This window comes from Pseudomonas sp. MONT-RG-20F-20-E-7-02, assembly GCF_022662395.1.
Lineage (GTDB): Bacteria > Pseudomonadota > Gammaproteobacteria > Pseudomonadales > Pseudomonadaceae > Aquipseudomonas.
In genome coordinates, this window is sequence record NZ_JAKNQN010000001.1 from 23,376 (window position 1) to 40,039 (window position 16,664).

Consider the following 16,664-nt stretch of genomic DNA (forward strand, 5'->3'; position numbering starts at 1 on the left):
AGGCTGGGTTTTTTGTGGTGTTGCTTAGACGGCTACAGCACGCGGCTCGCTGCGGCGAATAGCGCGAACCTTGTGCAGCGTGTCGGCGCAGGTACGTGCAGCTTCCTGGCCCTTGTGCACGAAGTGCTCGTAGAAAAAGGTGTGGTGCTCAGTGCCCGCATGGAAGTGGTGCGGTGTCAGCGATACCGAGAACACCGGCACTTCAGTTTCCAGCTGCACTTGCATCAGGCCGCTGACCACCGATTGGGCGACGAATTCGTGGCGGTAGATGCCGCCATCCACCACCAGTGCGGCGGCAACGATACCGGCGTAACGGCCGGTCTTGGCCAGCAGCTTGGCGTGCAGGGGCAGTTCAAAGGCGCCGCCGACTTCGAAGAAATCGATGTCCGATTCCTGGTAGCCCTGGGCGATCATTTCGGCGAGGAAGCCTTTGCGCGATTGGTCGACAATATCCTTGTGCCAGCAGGCCTGGATAAACGCGACGCGCTCGCCATGATGGTTTTTGCTTTTGCTGTCGATTGCGGTGGGTTGCATGTTCTGACTCCTGTTTAAGAAAAAAACAGGGCGTTATGAATCGAATGGGATTTAAGGGTACGAACCGCTGCGTCATGCAAGCATGAACCCAGGGTGCGGCCCTTAGGTGCCAATCCCGTTCTCTCTTCATCCGGACTATGACCGTCGGCCCCGGGATCACACCGGGTCTGCTGACCTTGTCGCCGTCCTGCGTGAGCAGTTCGAGGCGCCAAGCGCTCGCGGGCTATGCACATTGCGTGCAATTACCGCCGGTGGGGAATTGCACCCCGCCCTGAGAACGTTGCCGCCAGAACCCTGGCGGCGGAGAGTTTTTAACACGGTTTTTCACAAACTGCACGATTGCCGTATCGATAACCTATATCGGTTTGTTTGGTTGGTATTCGATTGAATTCAGTCAGGGCTTGATATTGCGTGGCTTTGCCCGCAGTAATCACCCACAAAAGGAACTTATCTAACCCGTTAGAGGCGCGTTTCATGTCTGTGATCGACCTGCGTAGCGACACCGTGACCCAACCCACCCCCGGCATGCGCGACGCGATGGCCAGCGCCGTCAGCGGCGACGACGTCTACGGCGAAGACCCAAGCGTCAACCACCTGGAGGCCGAACTGGCCAAGCGCCTGGGCTTCGAGGCGGCGCTGTTCGTGCCCACCGGCACCATGAGCAACCTGTTGGCGTTGATGGCCCACTGTGAGCGCGGCGAGGAATACATCGTCGGCCAGCAAGCCCACACCTACAAATACGAAGGCGGTGGCGCGGCAGTGCTCGGTTCGATCCAGCCACAGCCGCTGGAAGTGCAGGCGGACGGCTCTCTCGAACTGGATCACGTGTTGGCGGCCATCAAGCCCGATGACTTCCACTTCGCCCGCACGCGCCTGCTGGAATTGGAAAACACCATGCAGGGCAAAGTCTTGCCGCTGGAATACCTGGCCAAGGCCCGCGCGTTTACCCGTGAACATGGCCTGGCCCTGCATCTGGATGGCGCGCGTCTCTACAATGCGGCGGTCAAGCTGGGCGTGGATGCGCGGGAAATTGCCCGGCATTTCGACTCGGTGTCGGTGTGCCTGTCCAAAGGCCTGGGCGCGCCGATCGGCTCGGTGTTGTGTGGCACCACGGCGTTGATCGCCAAGGCGCGCCGCCTGCGCAAGATGGTCGGCGGCGGCATGCGCCAGGCCGGTTCCCTGGCGGCGGCAGGGCTGTATGCGTTGGATCACCAGGTGCAGCGCCTGGCCGAGGACCATGCCAATGCCCAATGGCTGGGTGATGAACTGCGCCAGGCCGGCTACAGGGTGGAGCCGGTGCAGACCAACATGGTCTACGTGGATATCGGAGATCGCGCCCAAGCGTTGAAGGCATTTGCGGCCGAGCGCGGGATCAAGTTGAGCGCCGCGTCGCGCCTGCGCATGGTCACTCACCTGGACGTCAGCCGGGCACAGATCGAGCAAGTGCTGGCGACATTTGTCGAGTTTTCCCGAAAATGACAGTGCAGACCGTCTAATTGACTGTTTCTATCACATAAACACGCTGTACCACGGGCAAAGGGCCGATATAATGCGGCCCTTTGCCGTCGCTCCGTCTGATGACGTTTAGCACTGGCCTTTGGCCGCAGCCTCCGTGGAAGAACCTAATGAAAAGCGCAGAAATCCGTGAAGCCTTCCTTCGCTTCTTCGAAGAGCAAGGTCACACCCGTGTCGCCTCCAGCTCCTTGATCCCAGGCAATGACCCCACCCTGCTGTTCACTAACGCGGGGATGAACCAGTTCAAGGACTGCTTCCTGGGCCAGGAAAAGCGCGCCTACACCCGCGCCACCAGCAGCCAGAAGTGCGTACGCGCCGGCGGCAAGAACAGCGACCTGGAAAACGTCGGTTACACCGCTCGCCACCACACTTTCTTTGAGATGCTGGGTAACTTCAGCTTCGGCGACTATTTCAAGAAAGATGCGATTACCTTCGCCTGGACCTTCCTGACCGGCGTGTTGAAGCTGCCCAAGGAAAAACTCTGGGTCACCGTCTACGCGACGGACGACGAAGCGTATGACATCTGGACCAAAGAAATCGGCGTGCCCGTTGAGCGCATGATTCGCATCGGCGACAACAAGGGCGCGCCTTACGCCTCCGACAACTTCTGGACCATGGGCGATACCGGCCCGTGCGGCCCTTGCACCGAGATTTTCTACGATCACGGCGCCGACATCTGGGGCGGCCCACCGGGTTCGCCGGAAGAAGACGGCGACCGTTACATCGAGATCTGGAACAACGTGTTCATGCAGTTCAACCGCACCGCCGATGGCGTGTTGCATCCGCTGCCGGCGCCGTCGGTGGACACCGGCATGGGCCTGGAGCGGATCAGTGCGGTGATGCAACACGTGCACTCCAACTACGAGATCGACCTGTTCACCAACCTGCTGAGCGCTTCGGCGGCTGCCATCGGTTGCGCCAATGACAATCAGTCGTCGCTCAAGGTGGTGTCGGACCACATCCGTTCCTGCGGCTTCCTGATTGCTGACGGCGTGCTGCCCTCGAACGAAGGCCGTGGCTATGTGCTGCGCCGCATCATCCGTCGCGCCTGCCGTCACGGTAACAAGCTGGGCGCCACCGGCAGTTTCTTCTACAAAATCGTTGCCGCGCTGGTGGCCGAGATGGGCGATGCCTTCCCGGAACTCAAGCAGCAGCAAGCCAACATCGAGCGCGTGCTCAAGGCTGAAGAAGAGCAGTTCTCCAAGACCCTGGAGCACGGCCTGAAGATCCTCGAGCAGGATCTGGCTGAGCTGAAAGGCACCGTGGTGCCGGGCGATGTGGTGTTCAAGCTGTACGACACCTACGGTTTCCCGATGGACCTGACCGCCGACATCGCCCGTGAGCGCGAGCTGACCGTCGATGAAGCCGGTTTTGAGCGTGAGATGGAAGCCCAGCGTGTACGCGCACGTTCCGCCAGCTCCTTTGGCCTGGACTACAACACCTTGGTGAAGGTGGATGTGGCCACTCAATTCACCGGTTATCAGGCCACCGTTGGCTCGGCCAAAATTGTTGCCATCTATAAAGACGGCAAATCGGTCGACGTGTTGAACGAAGGCGAAGAGGCTGTGGTGGTCCTGGACCAGACGCCGTTCTACGCCGAATCCGGTGGCCAGGTGGGTGACTGTGGCTTCCTGAGCTCCACGTCCGGTCGCTTTGAAGTGCGCGACACCACCAAGACCGGCGGTGCGTTCCTGCACCACGGTGTGTTGGTATTGGGCAACTTGACCGTCGGCGCGCCGGTGGACACGCAGGTCGATGCCGACGTACGGCATGCAACCGCCTTGAACCATTCGGCCACTCACTTGCTGCACGCCGCGTTGCGTCAGGTGCTGGGTGAGCATGTGCAGCAGAAGGGGTCGTTGGTTGATAGCCAGCGCCTGCGTTTCGACTTTAGCCACTTTGAAGCGATCAAGCCTGAGCAGATCAAGGCGCTGGAGGACATCGTCAACGCCGAGATTCGCAAGAACACCCCGGTGGAAACCGAAGAAACCGATATCGAGACGGCCAGGAACAAAGGCGCCATGGCGCTGTTTGGTGAGAAGTACGGCGACCAAGTGCGCGTACTGAGCATGGGCGGCAGCTTTTCGGTAGAACTGTGTGGCGGTATCCACGCCAACCGTACCGGCGACATCGGCCTGCTGAAAATCATCAGCGAAGGCGGTGTGGCGTCGGGTGTGCGTCGTATTGAAGCGATTACCGGTGCTGCGGCACTGGCTTACCTCAATGCGGCTGAAGAACAACTCAAGGAAGCGGCCGGCCTGGTCAAGGGCAGCCGCGACAACCTGATCGACAAGCTGTCCGCCGTACTGGAGCGCAACCGCGCGCTGGAAAAACAGCTGGAGCAGTTGCAGGCCAAGGCGGCCAGTGCGGCGGGCGACGATCTGTCGGCCTCTGCCCTGGACGTCAAGGGTGTGAAGGTTTTGGCAGTACGCCTGGACGGTCAGGATGGCAAGGCGCTGTTGGCCTTGGTCGATCAGTTGAAGAACAAGCTCGGCCGCGCAGTGATCCTGCTCGGCGGTGTCCATGAGGAGAAGGTCGTTCTGGTTGCCGGTGTAACCAAAGACCTGACTGGCCAACTCAAGGCCGGTGATTTGATGAAGCAAGCCGCCGCGGCAGTGGGCGGGAAGGGCGGTGGTCGTCCGGACATGGCGCAAGGCGGTGGTGTTGACGCTGGTGCCCTGGACGCGGCCCTGGCCCTGACTGTGCCGTTTGTCGAGGCTGGCATTTAAGGCGCTGTTCATGAGCCCATGGTCCAGCCATGGGCTCGCTTCGGTGCTGGAAGATTTGTTTTTATTGGGCGCCCCTTTACGGGCTGAGGCGGCTTAGAAATGGCTTTGATCGTACAGAAATTTGGAGGCACCTCGGTCGGCTCTGTCGAAAGAATCGAGCAGGTCGCCGACAAGGTTAAGAAATTCCGCGATGCCGGCGACGACCTAGTGGTGGTGCTGTCGGCCATGAGCGGCGAGACCAATCGCCTGATCGATCTGGCCAAGGCAATCAGTGGCGATCAACAGCCGCTGCCGCGTGAGCTGGATGTGATCGTATCCACCGGCGAGCAGGTGACGATTGCCTTGCTGGCCATGGCGCTCAACAAGCGTGGCGTGCCGGCAGTGTCCTACACTGGCAGTCAGGTGCGCATCCTGACCGACAGCGCACATACCAAGGCGCGCATCCTGCAGATTGATGACCAGAAAATCCGCACAGATCTGAAGGCCGGGCGCGTGGTAGTAGTAGCTGGCTTCCAGGGCGTGGATGAGCAGGGCAACATCACCACGCTCGGTCGTGGCGGTTCGGACACCACCGGCGTGGCGCTGGCAGCCGCTCTGAAGGCTGATGAATGCCAGATCTATACCGATGTGGACGGTGTGTACACCACCGACCCGCGTGTGGTGTCCGTGGCCCAGCGCCTGGACAAGATTACCTTCGAAGAGATGCTGGAAATGGCCAGCCTCGGTTCCAAGGTGTTGCAGATCCGCGCGGTTGAGTTCGCCGGCAAGTACAACGTTCCGCTGCGCGTATTGCACAGCTTCAAAGAGGGTCCGGGCACCCTCATTACTATTGATGAAGAGGAATCCATGGAACAGCCGATCATTTCCGGCATCGCTTTCAACCGCGATGAAGCCAAGCTGACGATCCGTGGCGTGCCGGATACTCCGGGCGTGGCCTTCAAGATCCTCGGTCCTATCAGTGGCGCGAACATTGAAGTCGACATGATCGTGCAGAACGTTTCGCACGATAACACCACCGATTTCACCTTCACCGTGCACCGTAACGAGTACGATGCGGCGGAGCGGATCCTGCAGAACACTGCGAAGGAAATCGGTGCCCGTGAAGTGGTCGGCGATACCAAGATCGCCAAGGTGTCGATCGTGGGTGTGGGCATGCGTTCCCATGCCGGCGTTGCCAGCCGCATGTTCGAGGCCCTGGCCAAGGAAAGCATCAACATCCAGATGATCTCCACTTCGGAAATCAAAGTCTCGGTGGTGATCGAAGAGAAGTACCTGGAACTGGCTGTACGCGCGCTGCATACCGCTTTTGAGCTGGACGCTCCGGCCCGACAGGGCGAGTGATGCGATACCAGGAAGGCGCGGCTTACCGCGCCTTTCATTTTTTTGTCGGGCGCATGTTCTTTTTGGTGCGCTCGACAATACTTAGGCGCTAGGGCTATGACCTTTGGGTTGTAGGTCGAAGGCCTTTTTTTTGCAGACTGTTGTTCCTGAACTGAAATGCGTGAGGAGAAAGGTATGCTGATTCTGACTCGTCGTTGCGCAGAAAGCCTGATTATCGGTGATGGCGAAATCACCGTGACCGTGCTCGGCGTCAAAGGCAATCAAGTACGTATCGGGGTTAACGCTCCGAAAGAGGTAGCGGTCCACCGCGAGGAAATCTACCTGCGGATCAAGAAAGAGAAGGACGAAGAACCAAGCCTTTAATTTTTATCGTTTTTTATGTTTGCAAACGGGGATGAACGTGGTTAATATACGCCCCGTGTTGCGGAGAGCTGGCCGAGTGGCCGAAGGCGCTCCCCTGCTAAGGGAGTACACCTCAAAAGGGTGTCGGGGGTTCGAATCCCCCGTTCTCCGCCATTATTTGCTTAGTACGTTGCAATCTGGTTTTTTCGCTAAGTTGTTGAAATTAAACGAAAAAATAGCTTTACATAGAGATTGAACGGCCTATAATGCGCGGCAACAAATGCACTCGTAGCTCAGCTGGATAGAGTACTCGGCTACGAACCGAGCGGTCACAGGTTCGAATCCTGTCGAGTGCACCATTTAAGAGTCAGTTGCAGCAATGCAGGTGACTCGGCTTCAACCAGTTGTGATCTGGTCTAAAAACACAATCTGCACTCGTAGCTCAGCTGGATAGAGTACTCGGCTACGAACCGAGCGGTCACAGGTTCGAATCCTGTCGAGTGCACCATACAAACAAAAAGCCCGCCTAGTGCGGGCTTTTTGCCGTCTGGGGTTTGTGTAGGATTTCATCTTTTTCTCGCCCCGCCATGTGTTTTCCTTTCAGCCTGCGTCGTCGCACTTCATAGATGCAGCCAATGCTCAGCTTCGGCTCGCAAGCGCTTGTTCTTTCCAGTTTTTTAACGTTTAAAACGGCCGGGCGGTGTATCATTGCGCCCGTCAGCCCCGCCGGGGCTTGTGGAATACCTCCATGGACTTACCCAGTAGTTACTCAGTACCCCGTTTTACCAATCATGAATTGACTGATTGATCCTTCCGGCGTGCCCCGCTGCTGGGAGTGGAGTTCGCCTATGACCGAAGTAGAAGTAAAGAAAACACAAGACAGCCTGCAGGATCGTTTGGCTCAGGTTATCGAGCTGCTGCAGCGCCAGCGCGTGGTCGAAGACCTCACGCACCGCCAGGAAGGTCCGCACCACGACCGCGTTGAAAACCTGGTTCACCGGCAAAACCTCGTCGAGTTGCAGCGCAAGCTCGATGATTTGCACTCCGCTGACGTCGCCTACATTCTCGAAGCCTTGCCGCTGGACGATCGTCTGACCCTCTGGCAGTTGGTCAAGGCCGAGCGCGACGGTGACATCCTCCTCGAAGTATCCGATTCGGTTCGTGAAACCCTGATCGCCGACATGGACGATCACGAACTCCTGGCCGCGGCCAAGGAGATGGACGCCGACGAGCTGGCTGACCTGGCCCCTGAGCTGCCGCGTGATGTTGTCCATGAGCTGATGGAAGCGCTCGACAGCCAGCAACGTGAGCGTGTGCGCTCTGCACTGTCCTACGACGAGGACCAGGTCGGCGCGCTGATGGACTTCGAGATGGTCACCATCCGCGAAGACGTCAGCCTGGAAGTGGTATTGCGCTATCTGCGTCGCCTCAAAGAGTTGCCCGGCCACACCGACAAATTGTTCGTGGTCGACTACGAAGGCATTCTCAAGGGCGTGCTGCCGATCAAGCGTCTGCTGGTGAATGATCCGGAAAAGAAAGTGGCGGATCTGATGGCCAGCGATACGGTGAGTTTTCACCCGGATGAAGACGCCTACGAGGCAGCGCAGGCGTTTGAGCGGTATGACTTGATCTCGGCCCCGGTGGTCGACAAGAACGGCAAGCTGATTGGCCGTTTGACCATCGACGAAATGGTCGACCTGATTCGTGAAGAGAGTGAAACCGAAGTTCTGAACATGGCGGGTTTGCGTGAAGAGGAAGATATCTTCGCGTCGGTCTGGCGTTCTCTGCATAACCGCTGGGCCTGGCTGGCGATCAACCTGATCACGGCCTTTATCGCTTCGCGTGTTATCGGGTTGTTTGAAGGCTCCATCGAGAAACTGGTAGCCCTCGCTGCCCTCATGCCGATTGTGGCGGGTATCGGCGGCAACTCCGGTAACCAGACCATCACCATGATCGTGCGCGCGATGGCGCTGGATCAGGTCAGTACGGCCAATTCCTCGCGGCTGTTGCGAAAAGAGTTGGCCGTGGGCCTGATCAACGGCTTGGTGTGGGGTGGCGTGATCGGTGTAGTGGCGTACTTGCTGTATGGCAGTTGGTCGCTGGGCGTCGTGATGACGGCCGCCATGACCCTCAATCTGCTGTTGGCGGCATTGATGGGCGTATTGATTCCTATGACCCTGGCGCGCCTTGGGCGCGACCCGGCAATGGGCGCCAGCGTTATGATCACCGCCATGACCGACAGTGGTGGCTTCTTCATCTTCCTGGGCCTGGCGACTATCTTTCTGCTATAGCCCTGCGGCGGGAGCAACTCTGCTCCCGCTTGCTTTCTCCTCCAGGCCTTTTTTCCCAAATCCCAGGCAAAAAAAAGCCAGCACATGGCTGGCTTCGGCTTTCAACTGCAGATTAATTGGCTTCTGCGGCCGCCTCAACGTCGTGCGCGATAAGCGAGACGAGGGCATTTTGCTGGCGGTGGGAGAGCTGACGAAAACGCTGCAGCAGTTCGCGTTCGTGCAGTGACAGCTCAGGGCTGTCCAGGCGCATGCTCAACTCTTCGCCCAGCGCACCTTCCTGAATGAGGCTTTGTTCCAGGCGCGCGATGATTTCGGAGTTCATGCTGCGGTGATGATTGCGAGCCACCTCGGCAATGCGTTCCCGCATTCCGTCTGGCAGACGTACGACGAACTTGTCAGCCGTACGGCTGGAATAAATTGCCTGTTTCAATGGGCGCATATATTTAACCGGTTAGTTCAGGGGAGCGGTTTTTGGAATTGGCCGCAAGATGAGTGTTAAGACAAGGCTCACGACCAAAGTTCAACCCGAATTGCAAAGAGGCCGCATCATGCCTCAGATTTGACATTTCCTTGGCGTCAATTCTGTGACAAATATTGAACTGCCTAAAGGCTTTATGCCAGCACTCATTTGCATTTTTGCGGACTGGTTTGAAAAAATTTCAACGCGTAATTTCGCGAGGGAACTTCTCGTAAGTCCAGGCCGCGAAAGGATTTTAGGCCGCACATCGTATAGCAATATGGCCTTTTGCCCTCGTCTTTAAGACTAGTGGCAATTTGCCGATTTACTAGGGCAAGGCGACATAAGGTAGGCGCAGGCGACGCAAGGCAGGCGTTAGCGCAGCACGGGATCGAACTTGATGCGGCGGCCAACGATAAGGGTGATGACCAGCAAGCCGGCGAACACGCCGGTGGCGATGAGGGCGGTGGTTTCACCGTCTTGAGGGGTGGTGCTCAAGGCAAATACGCCGGTTGCCAGGGTCAGGCAGAGGAATAGCCAGGCGGGTTTGGTCATAAAGGTTTCCTCAGAAAACCCAGTGGTCGGATGCAGGTGCGGCCTGGGTGTCCTGGGTCACACGAACGGGCGATTGCACTGTCGGGGTCATCACCGCCAACTGCGGGCGCTGTTGCAGGTGGTGTGGCACCGGCTGGCTGATTTGCGCAACGTCGTCGTGGGTTGATTGGAAATGGAACAGGACCAGTGCGGCCAAGGCGAGAGCGTTGAGGCTTAACAGAAGGGCGCTGTTCATGTTCGTGTTCTCCGCAGTGGCTGGGCCGAATGGATTTATAAGATAAGTATTGCAGGTCCCGTGCCAACCTTTTATTTCAATAAAAACAATGGGTTAGGTATGTTTTTCAGAGGCGTTTCGTTGCAATTTGCAATGCTGGCATTTTGGGGGAGTGCAATTTGCACGATGGCGCCAAGTGCCGGGTTTTACACGGCGAAACTGCGACAGCCCTTACAAGGATCGGCCTACACTCAAAAAGCCAACGGACGACATGACAAAACCTACCTCGGCCGTTAACATGCACGCCGTCCGTCGCCGCGCCTTTGGCCCCCGGCTGTCATTTGTCCCAGTAGCTCAATTGGATAGAGCATCCCCCTCCTAAGGGGAAGGTTGGCCGTTCGAACCGGCCCTGGGACACCAGATTCAAACTTCAAAAAAGCCCCGTACAGAGTGCTCTGGCGGGGCTTTTTTGTGGGCGCTCGTCAAACACCGGTCGAACCTTGCCGGTGATCGGGGTTCACAGCAGGGGCGCGATGTTTTTATCGCAACCTGTGTACCTCGCACGCGGCCATGCAACGTCTGAGCTATTAAGCAAAATATTCCCGGGCTACAGCGCATATCGCCTGTCCGGACCCGGCAACCCCGGACTATCATGCCGATAGCCCTGTCTCTTACTGCAAGGAGCCGCTCGGAACGCCGATGCGCCAGATCTGGAAATCTTTTCGAGCCCTTTATTTCGCCTCCTTGATGATGCTGATCGGCTCCGGCCTGCTCAGTACTTACCTCGCCCTGCGCTTGGCGGCTGACCACGTCGACAGCCTGTGGGTGGGTGCGCTGATGGCGGCCAACTACTTCGGCCTGGTGTTGGGCGGCAAGATCGGGCACCGCCTGATCGCCCGGGTCGGGCATATTCGTGCGTACGCCACCTGTGCCGGGATTGTCGGTGCGGCGGTGTTGGGGCATGGCCTGGTCAACTGGCTGCCGGCCTGGATCGTGCTGCGGATGATCGTGGGCCTGGGGATGATGTGCCAATACATGGTCATCGAAAGTTGGCTCAATGAGCAGGCGGATGCCAAGCAACGTGGCGTCGTGTTCAGCGGCTATATGATCGCGTCCTATCTGGGCCTGGTGCTGGGTCAACTGATACTGGTGATGCACCCCGAGCTCGGCCTTGAATTGCTGATGCTGGTCGCGCTGTGCTTTGCCCTGTGCCTGGTGCCGGTGGCCATGACCCGACGCATTCACCCCGCGCCCCTGCATCCTGCGCCGATGGAGCCGCGATTCTTTATCAAGCGCGTGCCGCAGTCGTTAAGCACCGTATTGGGGGCCGGCGTGATCGTCGGTTCGTTCTATGGTTTGGCGCCGCTTTATGCCTCGCAACAAGGCCTGACAACTGAGCAGGTCGGCCTGTTCATGGGCTCCTGCATTTTTGCCGGGCTGCTGGTGCAGTGGCCGTTGGGCTGGTTGTCGGATCGTTATGACCGGGCCTTGCTGATCCGTTGCTTCGCCCTGTGCCTGGCAGTGGCGGCGTTGCCGCTGGCGATCATGACGCGGGTGCCGTTGGAAGTGCTGTTTGTCGCGGGGTTTCTGTGTTCGTTGGTGCAGTTCTGCCTGTACCCGTTGGCGGTGGCATTTTCCAACGACCATGTGGAAGGTGATCGCCGTGTGTCGCTCACGGCCATGCTGCTGGTGACCTACGGCATTGGCGCGAGTGTCGGGCCGTTGTTGGCCGGTGTGGCGATGAAGCTGTTTGGCAGCCACATGCTGTATGCATTTTTCAGCCTGTGTGCGTTGATCCTGGTGTGGCGTATCCGGCCGAAGGCGGTGACCAACTTGCATCAAGTGGACGACGCACCGCTGCACCACGTGGCGATGCCCGACAGCATGTCCAGCTCGCCGCTGGTGGCGTGCCTCGACCCGCGCGTGGATGAGGCGGTGGTACAGGAGCAGATGCAGACCGTTGTTCCGGACCCGGAGCCTGAAACTGATCCGCAGCAACCAACGGATGAGCCGGCTTTTGAAGGGCCGCCCGAGCCTCTGGGCCCGGACGAACACCCGCATGACCTGAGCAGGGCGCGCCCCTGAAAGCAAAAACGGGCAGCTCCCATCAGGAGCTGCCCGTTTTTTTGTCGCGGCCTTTAACCCTTAAAAATCGTCATCCTTGTCAAAGCGCCGCGCTTCACGTTGCAGTTGGTACACAAAGCGTTCCACCTGGCGCTGCACCAAGCCGCTCATATTGTGGAAACGCACGCCGGCGAAGGTGGTGTTGATCTTGTCTTCGAAATGCAGGTAACGCAGTTCGACAGAAGTGGTCATGCTGCCGAAGGGCAGGGCGGCAATAAAGCGATCGTAAACCTGGCCCAGTTGCAGGCGCTCGGAAATATCGCCTTCAAAGCGCAATTTGCAGCCAGTGGCGGAGATATCCAGCAGCTTGCCGCTGATCGGTGCCTTGAGCTTCTCGCCGCCCAGTTCGATGCTGACCAATTGCGCCAGCTTCAGCGCCGCGCGGAATGCATTGCGACGCTGATGGTAGACCACCTCGTCGGGCATGCTGCCGGTGTAAATGCGGTGGCCGCCTTTTTCGCTGATGGTCAGCGTGCCGTTGCTTTCCCAGGCCACTCGCACGCCATCATGAAAGCCTTCGATGCGAAAGGGCTCGCCATTCTCGAGATAGCGTTCACCGTCACGCGGGATCATTTCGTCCAGGGCCAGCGTCTTGCTGTCCCGGTCAACGTCCACCAGGTAGCTTTGGAAGCGTTGGCTGCGTTCATGGAAAGTGATGATCAACGGATCATGGCTTTCTTGCAGCATCCGTAACGTGCCGGCGATTTCCAGAGGCGTGGTGAGCACCTTGGGTGGCTGCGGGGCATCTTCCGCATTAAGGGCGTTGAACACGTTTCTTCCATCTCCAGACAAAATACGACTACACGCAAGAACCGGCATTTTGCCAGTATGTAGCGCGCCTTGGATAGGGCGCGCGGTAAACCGGCGTCAGGCTTGGCTGCGGGTGCTTGGCTTGACCAGGCGTGAGGTGGAGCCTTGGGCGTTGTACAGGGCCGGAGGCTCACCGCCGTGAAGTATGCGCAACTGGTTGGCGGTCGTCGCTTGCTGCAGCTGGATCGACTGACCGTTGAGCAGGTTGGCTTCCTGGCACTGGGCGAGCAATTGATTGAGTGCGGTGCTCTGCGCCAGCAACTGATCGCCAACCGAGGAGTGGCTGGCCAGTTGTGCGAGGCCGTCGTGATCAGCCGGGAGGCCCAGGCTGATGAGAATTTCGCTGCGCTTCTTGCCATGCTGCTCCAGCAGCACGATCAGCGACTGCTTGCGCGCCAGGATTTCTTCCAGCAAACGCATGTCCCGGCCGTACAGGGCCAGGGACTCTTCTTTGAGCAGCTCGAGCAAATGTTGCGTCGGCGCCAGATCATCAATGATCAGTTGTAGCAAATGTTCGTCGTGGTGCATGGCTGGCCTTGGGTTTTAAGCGTCCAAAAGCCCTGCGCAGGCCTTTGCCTAGCGCTCGGCTTCGAAGTTAAGCAGCTTGCTGGCTACACGGTTGCTGTCGACTTTATAGCTGCCATCGGCGATAGCCTGTTTCAACTCGGCCACGCGGGCTTTATTGACAACCGGTTGGTCGCGCAGCGAGTCAGTGACCTTCTGCAACTGTTGAGCCTCATTGCTCAGGTGTACGGATTCCCCGCTTTGGCTGGCGCCGGCCTGTTCTGCTTTGGCGGCAGGGGCTGGTTGGGCCTTGGCTTCTACGCTGTCCTTGGCACCGCTGGTACGCGTGTTGCCGGGCAACGCCGGGGTGTTATTTAAACGACTGAAATCAATGACCATGTTAAAAAAACCTCTGGGTATTTGGACGCTTGCCATGTTTTCGGCCATACCCGGACAAACTTTAGGCTCGATTGACAAAAACCTGCACGTGCACACATCGTGCGCACAGTGTAGGAAAAGCAGGCGTCCTATGCCAGTGAACTATAAAGCAACCTCAACTTGCCCGGGTGCCGTCACTTGCGCCTTGATCACACGGTTGGAGTTGAGGTTTTTGACCCTGATCTGTTCGCTCATGCCGCCGTTGGACAGCGCTTCACCCGGCATCTTTACCGTCAGCCCGCCACTGCTGGCGGAAATGACCACCTGATCGCCTTTGCGAATCACCTCGGCCTGCTCAAGATGGACCAGCGTGATGACTTGGTCAGTGACCATTGGTCGGGTAAGTTTTTGCCCAACTGCCTGGTCGAGCGAGGTGAGGTAGCCCTGATTGATCAGGCTGATATCCCGTTCACGCATGGCCACGTCGTCGAACCCGATAATGCCAGTGCGTTTCAGTGGCCGCGTCACCACCACCACATCGCGGAACAGCTTGACCTGCGCCGGTACGAACACAGTCCAGGGCGAAGCGCCTTCGCAGCGCACTTTAACCGTCACACGGCCGATGGGCTGGGCCGGGCTTTCCAGGGTGGCTGTCAATTCCTTGTCGCACATTGGCATGCGCAGGCGTGGGTCCAGCTGGCTGACCTGTATTTCATAACGCCCAGGTGTCTGCGTGGTTGCCAGATAATCTTCTACAGTGAACTCAAGAAAGCCTTGAGTGACGCCGATAAGGAGATCAGGCAAGGTGGCATTCTCTGCACGGGCCGTGGTGCCTGAGCCCACGGCAAACAAAGCCAGCGTGACGCAGAGCAATCTGCAGTACCGTTGGAGGTTGGGGCGTCGGGAAACTGTCGTTTTGATATCCATAAACTAATAAATAGCAAAGCTCGTGCCGTTTAGTGTTGGGTGCGCGTCGCACTCCCAAAGGTTTTAGCGTAGGAGTCAGGGCATGGCAGGAGTAATGGATTCAGTAAACCAGCGTACACAGCTGGTGGGGCAGAATCGCCTGGAGCTGTTGCTTTTTCGCCTGGATGGCAAACAGCTATACGGCATCAATGTGTTTAAGGTGCGGGAAGTGTTGCAGTGTCCCAAGCTGACCATAATGCCCAAATCCAGCCCCGTGGTCTGTGGCGTGGCCAATATCCGTGGCGCGACCATCCCGATTCTTGACCTGGCCATGGCCACCGGTTCCGCCGGTTTGCAGGACCGCCAGAGCCCGTTCGTGATCATCACCGAGTACAACACCAAGACCCAGGGTTTCCTGGTGCGCTCGGTGGAGCGCATCGTCAACATGAACTGGGAAGAGATCCATCCGCCGCCCAAGGGCACCGGGCGCGATCATTACCTCACGGCGGTGACGCGGGTCGATAACCAATTGGTGGAAATCATCGACGTGGAGAAAATCCTCGCCGAAGTGGCGCCTACCTCCGAATCGATCTCGGTGGGTGTGGTGGACGCCGAGACGGCGCACAAGGCGATTTCTCTGCGCGTGCTGACTGTGGACGATTCCTCGGTGGCACGTAAGCAGGTGAGCCGCTGCCTGCAAACCGTCGGAGTGGAAGTGGTAGCCCTCAACGACGGGCGTCAGGCCCTGGATTACTTGCGCAAACTGGTCGATGAAGGCAAGAAGCCTGAAGAAGAATTCTTGATGATGATCTCCGACATTGAAATGCCGGAAATGGACGGTTACACCCTCACGGCCGAGATACGCAACGATCCACGCATGCAAAAATTGCATATCATCCTGCATACTTCGTTGTCGGGTGTATTCAATCAGGCGATGGTCAAGAAGGTCGGTGCCGATGACTTTTTGGCCAAGTTCCGCCCTGATGACCTGGCATCCCGGGTAGTCGACCGGATCAAGGCAGCAGATCACGGCTAAGGGGAGTTCCCCTGGCGGTCACACGATTTAAGAGGCGGTATCATTGTCTACGGGTAATTTGGATTTCGAACAGTTCCGGGTCTTCCTGGAAAAAGCCTGTGGCATATTGCTCGGTGAAAACAAGCAGTACCTGGTATCCAGCCGTCTCAACAAACTGATGGAGCAGCAGGGCATCAAGTCCCTGGGTGAGTTGGTACAGCGCATCCAGGGCCAGCCGCGCAGCGGGCTCAAGGAAATGGTGGTGGACGCCATGACCACCAACGAAACCTTGTGGTTTCGCGATACCTACCCCTTTGAGGTGCTCAAGAGCAAAGTGCTGCCGGAGGCCATCAAGGCCAGCCCGGGCCAGCGCCTGCGTATCTGGTCGGCGGCGTGCTCGTCGGGGCAGGAACCGTACTCGATCTCGATGTCCATCGACGAGTTCGAGCGCACGAACATGGGCCAGTTGAAGGCGGGTGCGCAAATTGTTGCCACTGACTTGTCCGGCACCATGCTCACCAACTGCAAGACCGGCGAGTACGACAGCCTGGCCCTGGGCCGTGGTTTGTCCCAGGAGCGCCTGCAACGCTACTTCGACCCGAAAGGGGCTGGGCGCTGGGCGGTCAAGGCGCCGATCAAGAGTCGGGTGGAGTTCCGCTCGTTCAACCTGCTCGACAGCTACGCCAGCCTGGGCAAGTTCGACATGGTGTTCTGCCGCAACGTGCTGATCTACTTCTCGGCTGAAGTGAAGAAGGACATTCTGTTGCGTATCCACGGTACGCTCAAGCGCGGAGGTTACTTGTTCCTCGGCGCGTCCGAGGCGCTGAACGGCTTGCCGGATCATTACCAGATGGTGCAGTGCAGTCCCGGTATCATTTACCAGGCCAAGTGAGCGGTTTTTGCGTATAAAAAAACGGGAGCCCCGGCAAGGGTCTCCCGTTTTTTTATG

The 16,664-nt window shown here is 58.2% G+C and carries 16 protein-coding genes, 4 tRNA genes and 1 riboswitch; of the genes, 12 read left to right on the forward strand and 8 right to left on the reverse strand.

The window, feature by feature from the left end; all coding sequences use genetic code 11:
* Nucleotides 1-24 precede the first annotated feature (24 nt).
* Nucleotides 25-534, reverse strand: a complete 510-nt coding sequence (locus L8I05_RS00090; RefSeq protein WP_242166764.1) for a 6,7-dimethyl-8-ribityllumazine synthase — start codon at nt 532-534, stop codon at nt 25-27.
* A 113-nt stretch (nt 535-647) separates the two neighbouring features.
* Nucleotides 648-817, reverse strand: a riboswitch (FMN riboswitch).
* Nucleotides 818-1,008: 191 nt separating this feature from the next.
* Between L8I05_RS00090 and ltaE the strand changes: the two genes are divergently transcribed.
* The 8 genes from ltaE to mgtE all read left to right on the forward strand — a co-directional run bounded on the left by ltaE (nt 1,009) and on the right by mgtE (nt 8,752).
* Nucleotides 1,009-2,013, forward strand: coding sequence for a low-specificity L-threonine aldolase (gene ltaE, locus L8I05_RS00095; protein WP_242166765.1), 1,005 nt, complete (start codon nt 1,009-1,011; stop codon nt 2,011-2,013).
* A 146-nt stretch (nt 2,014-2,159) separates the two neighbouring features.
* Complete coding sequence (gene alaS, locus L8I05_RS00100; protein WP_242166766.1) at nt 2,160-4,778, forward strand: alanine--tRNA ligase; 2,619 nt, start codon at nt 2,160-2,162, stop codon at nt 4,776-4,778.
* A 99-nt stretch (nt 4,779-4,877) separates the two neighbouring features.
* Complete coding sequence (locus L8I05_RS00105; RefSeq protein ID WP_010208327.1) at nt 4,878-6,119, forward strand: aspartate kinase; 1,242 nt, start codon at nt 4,878-4,880, stop codon at nt 6,117-6,119.
* 174 nt (nt 6,120-6,293) lie between these two features.
* A complete protein-coding gene (gene csrA, locus L8I05_RS00110; protein WP_003175645.1) occupies nt 6,294-6,482 on the forward strand; it encodes a carbon storage regulator CsrA in 189 nt (62 codons plus the stop codon).
* A gap of 62 nt (nt 6,483-6,544) precedes the next feature.
* A tRNA-Ser gene (locus L8I05_RS00115) sits at nt 6,545-6,635 on the forward strand.
* Between the two features lie 108 nt (nt 6,636-6,743).
* A tRNA-Arg gene (locus tag L8I05_RS00120) sits at nt 6,744-6,820 on the forward strand.
* A 72-nt stretch (nt 6,821-6,892) separates the two neighbouring features.
* A tRNA-Arg gene (locus L8I05_RS00125) sits at nt 6,893-6,969 on the forward strand.
* Between the two features lie 340 nt (nt 6,970-7,309).
* Nucleotides 7,310-8,752 (forward strand): magnesium transporter, encoded by a 1,443-nt coding sequence (gene mgtE / locus L8I05_RS00130; protein WP_159959176.1) that lies wholly within the window; start codon nt 7,310-7,312, stop codon nt 8,750-8,752.
* 112 nt (nt 8,753-8,864) lie between these two features.
* On the opposite strand, the gene L8I05_RS00135 is transcribed toward mgtE, so the two are convergent.
* From L8I05_RS00135 to L8I05_RS00145, 3 genes are all read right to left on the reverse strand, one after another.
* Entirely contained in the window at nt 8,865-9,191 is a 327-nt protein-coding gene (locus tag L8I05_RS00135) for an Arc family DNA-binding protein (protein WP_003193592.1), read from the reverse strand.
* 393 nt (nt 9,192-9,584) lie between these two features.
* Nucleotides 9,585-9,764 carry a PA3371 family protein gene (locus L8I05_RS00140; RefSeq protein ID WP_242166767.1) on the reverse strand — a complete coding sequence of 60 codons (180 nt, stop codon included), beginning with the start codon at nt 9,762-9,764 and terminating at the stop codon, nt 9,585-9,587.
* Between the two features lie 10 nt (nt 9,765-9,774).
* Complete coding sequence (locus L8I05_RS00145; RefSeq protein WP_242166768.1) at nt 9,775-9,999, reverse strand: hypothetical protein; 225 nt, start codon at nt 9,997-9,999, stop codon at nt 9,775-9,777.
* Nucleotides 10,000-10,321: 322 nt separating this feature from the next.
* Between L8I05_RS00145 and L8I05_RS00150 the strand changes: the two genes are divergently transcribed.
* Nucleotides 10,322-10,398: transfer RNA gene (locus L8I05_RS00150), tRNA-Arg, on the forward strand.
* Nucleotides 10,399-10,677: 279 nt separating this feature from the next.
* On the forward strand, nt 10,678-12,063 hold the full coding sequence (locus L8I05_RS00155; protein WP_159959144.1) for an MFS transporter: 1,386 nt from the start codon (nt 10,678-10,680) through the stop codon (nt 12,061-12,063).
* 60 nt (nt 12,064-12,123) lie between these two features.
* On the opposite strand, the gene L8I05_RS00160 is transcribed toward L8I05_RS00155, so the two are convergent.
* From L8I05_RS00160 to flgA, 4 genes are all read right to left on the reverse strand, one after another.
* Nucleotides 12,124-12,873 carry a flagellar brake protein gene (locus L8I05_RS00160; protein WP_159959142.1) on the reverse strand — a complete coding sequence of 250 codons (750 nt, stop codon included), beginning with the start codon at nt 12,871-12,873 and terminating at the stop codon, nt 12,124-12,126.
* Between the two features lie 96 nt (nt 12,874-12,969).
* Entirely contained in the window at nt 12,970-13,440 is a 471-nt protein-coding gene (locus tag L8I05_RS00165) for a flagellar protein FlgN (RefSeq protein ID WP_071483206.1), read from the reverse strand.
* A 48-nt stretch (nt 13,441-13,488) separates the two neighbouring features.
* Nucleotides 13,489-13,815, reverse strand: coding sequence for a flagellar biosynthesis anti-sigma factor FlgM (gene flgM, locus L8I05_RS00170; protein ID WP_083357165.1), 327 nt, complete (start codon nt 13,813-13,815; stop codon nt 13,489-13,491).
* 141 nt (nt 13,816-13,956) lie between these two features.
* Nucleotides 13,957-14,721: a flagellar basal body P-ring formation chaperone FlgA gene (gene flgA, locus L8I05_RS00175; RefSeq protein WP_159959140.1), complete on the reverse strand. Its 765-nt coding sequence runs from the start codon at nt 14,719-14,721 to the stop codon at nt 13,957-13,959.
* Between the two features lie 82 nt (nt 14,722-14,803).
* Between flgA and L8I05_RS00180 the strand changes: the two genes are divergently transcribed.
* Nucleotides 14,804-15,736: a chemotaxis protein CheV gene (locus tag L8I05_RS00180; RefSeq protein ID WP_159959138.1), complete on the forward strand. Its 933-nt coding sequence runs from the start codon at nt 14,804-14,806 to the stop codon at nt 15,734-15,736.
* Nucleotides 15,737-15,779: 43 nt separating this feature from the next.
* Nucleotides 15,780-16,607 (forward strand): protein-glutamate O-methyltransferase CheR, encoded by an 828-nt coding sequence (gene cheR, locus L8I05_RS00185; protein ID WP_016979774.1) that lies wholly within the window; start codon nt 15,780-15,782, stop codon nt 16,605-16,607.
* The last annotated feature ends 57 nt before the right edge of the window (nt 16,608-16,664 follow it).

What these genes read in the sequence shown, in the direction of transcription:
- L8I05_RS00155 (WP_159959144.1), top strand. Translation starts at nt 10,678, where the DNA reads ATGCGCCAGATCTGGAAATCTTTTCGAGCCCTTTATTTCGCCTCCTTG.
- L8I05_RS00135 (WP_003193592.1), bottom strand. Translation starts at nt 9,191, where the DNA reads ATGCGCCCATTGAAACAGGCAATTTATTCCAGCCGTACGGCTGACAAG.
- mgtE (WP_159959176.1), top strand. Translation starts at nt 7,310, where the DNA reads ATGACCGAAGTAGAAGTAAAGAAAACACAAGACAGCCTGCAGGATCGT.
- L8I05_RS00165 (WP_071483206.1), bottom strand. Translation starts at nt 13,440, where the DNA reads ATGCACCACGACGAACATTTGCTACAACTGATCATTGATGATCTGGCG.
- csrA (WP_003175645.1), top strand. Translation starts at nt 6,294, where the DNA reads ATGCTGATTCTGACTCGTCGTTGCGCAGAAAGCCTGATTATCGGTGAT.
- flgA (WP_159959140.1), bottom strand. Translation starts at nt 14,721, where the DNA reads ATGGATATCAAAACGACAGTTTCCCGACGCCCCAACCTCCAACGGTAC.
- flgM (WP_083357165.1), bottom strand. Translation starts at nt 13,815, where the DNA reads ATGGTCATTGATTTCAGTCGTTTAAATAACACCCCGGCGTTGCCCGGC.
- L8I05_RS00145 (WP_242166768.1), bottom strand. Translation starts at nt 9,999, where the DNA reads ATGAACAGCGCCCTTCTGTTAAGCCTCAACGCTCTCGCCTTGGCCGCA.
- alaS (WP_242166766.1), top strand. Translation starts at nt 2,160, where the DNA reads ATGAAAAGCGCAGAAATCCGTGAAGCCTTCCTTCGCTTCTTCGAAGAG.
- L8I05_RS00140 (WP_242166767.1), bottom strand. Translation starts at nt 9,764, where the DNA reads ATGACCAAACCCGCCTGGCTATTCCTCTGCCTGACCCTGGCAACCGGC.
- L8I05_RS00105 (WP_010208327.1), top strand. Translation starts at nt 4,878, where the DNA reads ATGGCTTTGATCGTACAGAAATTTGGAGGCACCTCGGTCGGCTCTGTC.
- L8I05_RS00180 (WP_159959138.1), top strand. Translation starts at nt 14,804, where the DNA reads ATGGCAGGAGTAATGGATTCAGTAAACCAGCGTACACAGCTGGTGGGG.
- L8I05_RS00090 (WP_242166764.1), bottom strand. Translation starts at nt 534, where the DNA reads ATGCAACCCACCGCAATCGACAGCAAAAGCAAAAACCATCATGGCGAG.
- ltaE (WP_242166765.1), top strand. Translation starts at nt 1,009, where the DNA reads ATGTCTGTGATCGACCTGCGTAGCGACACCGTGACCCAACCCACCCCC.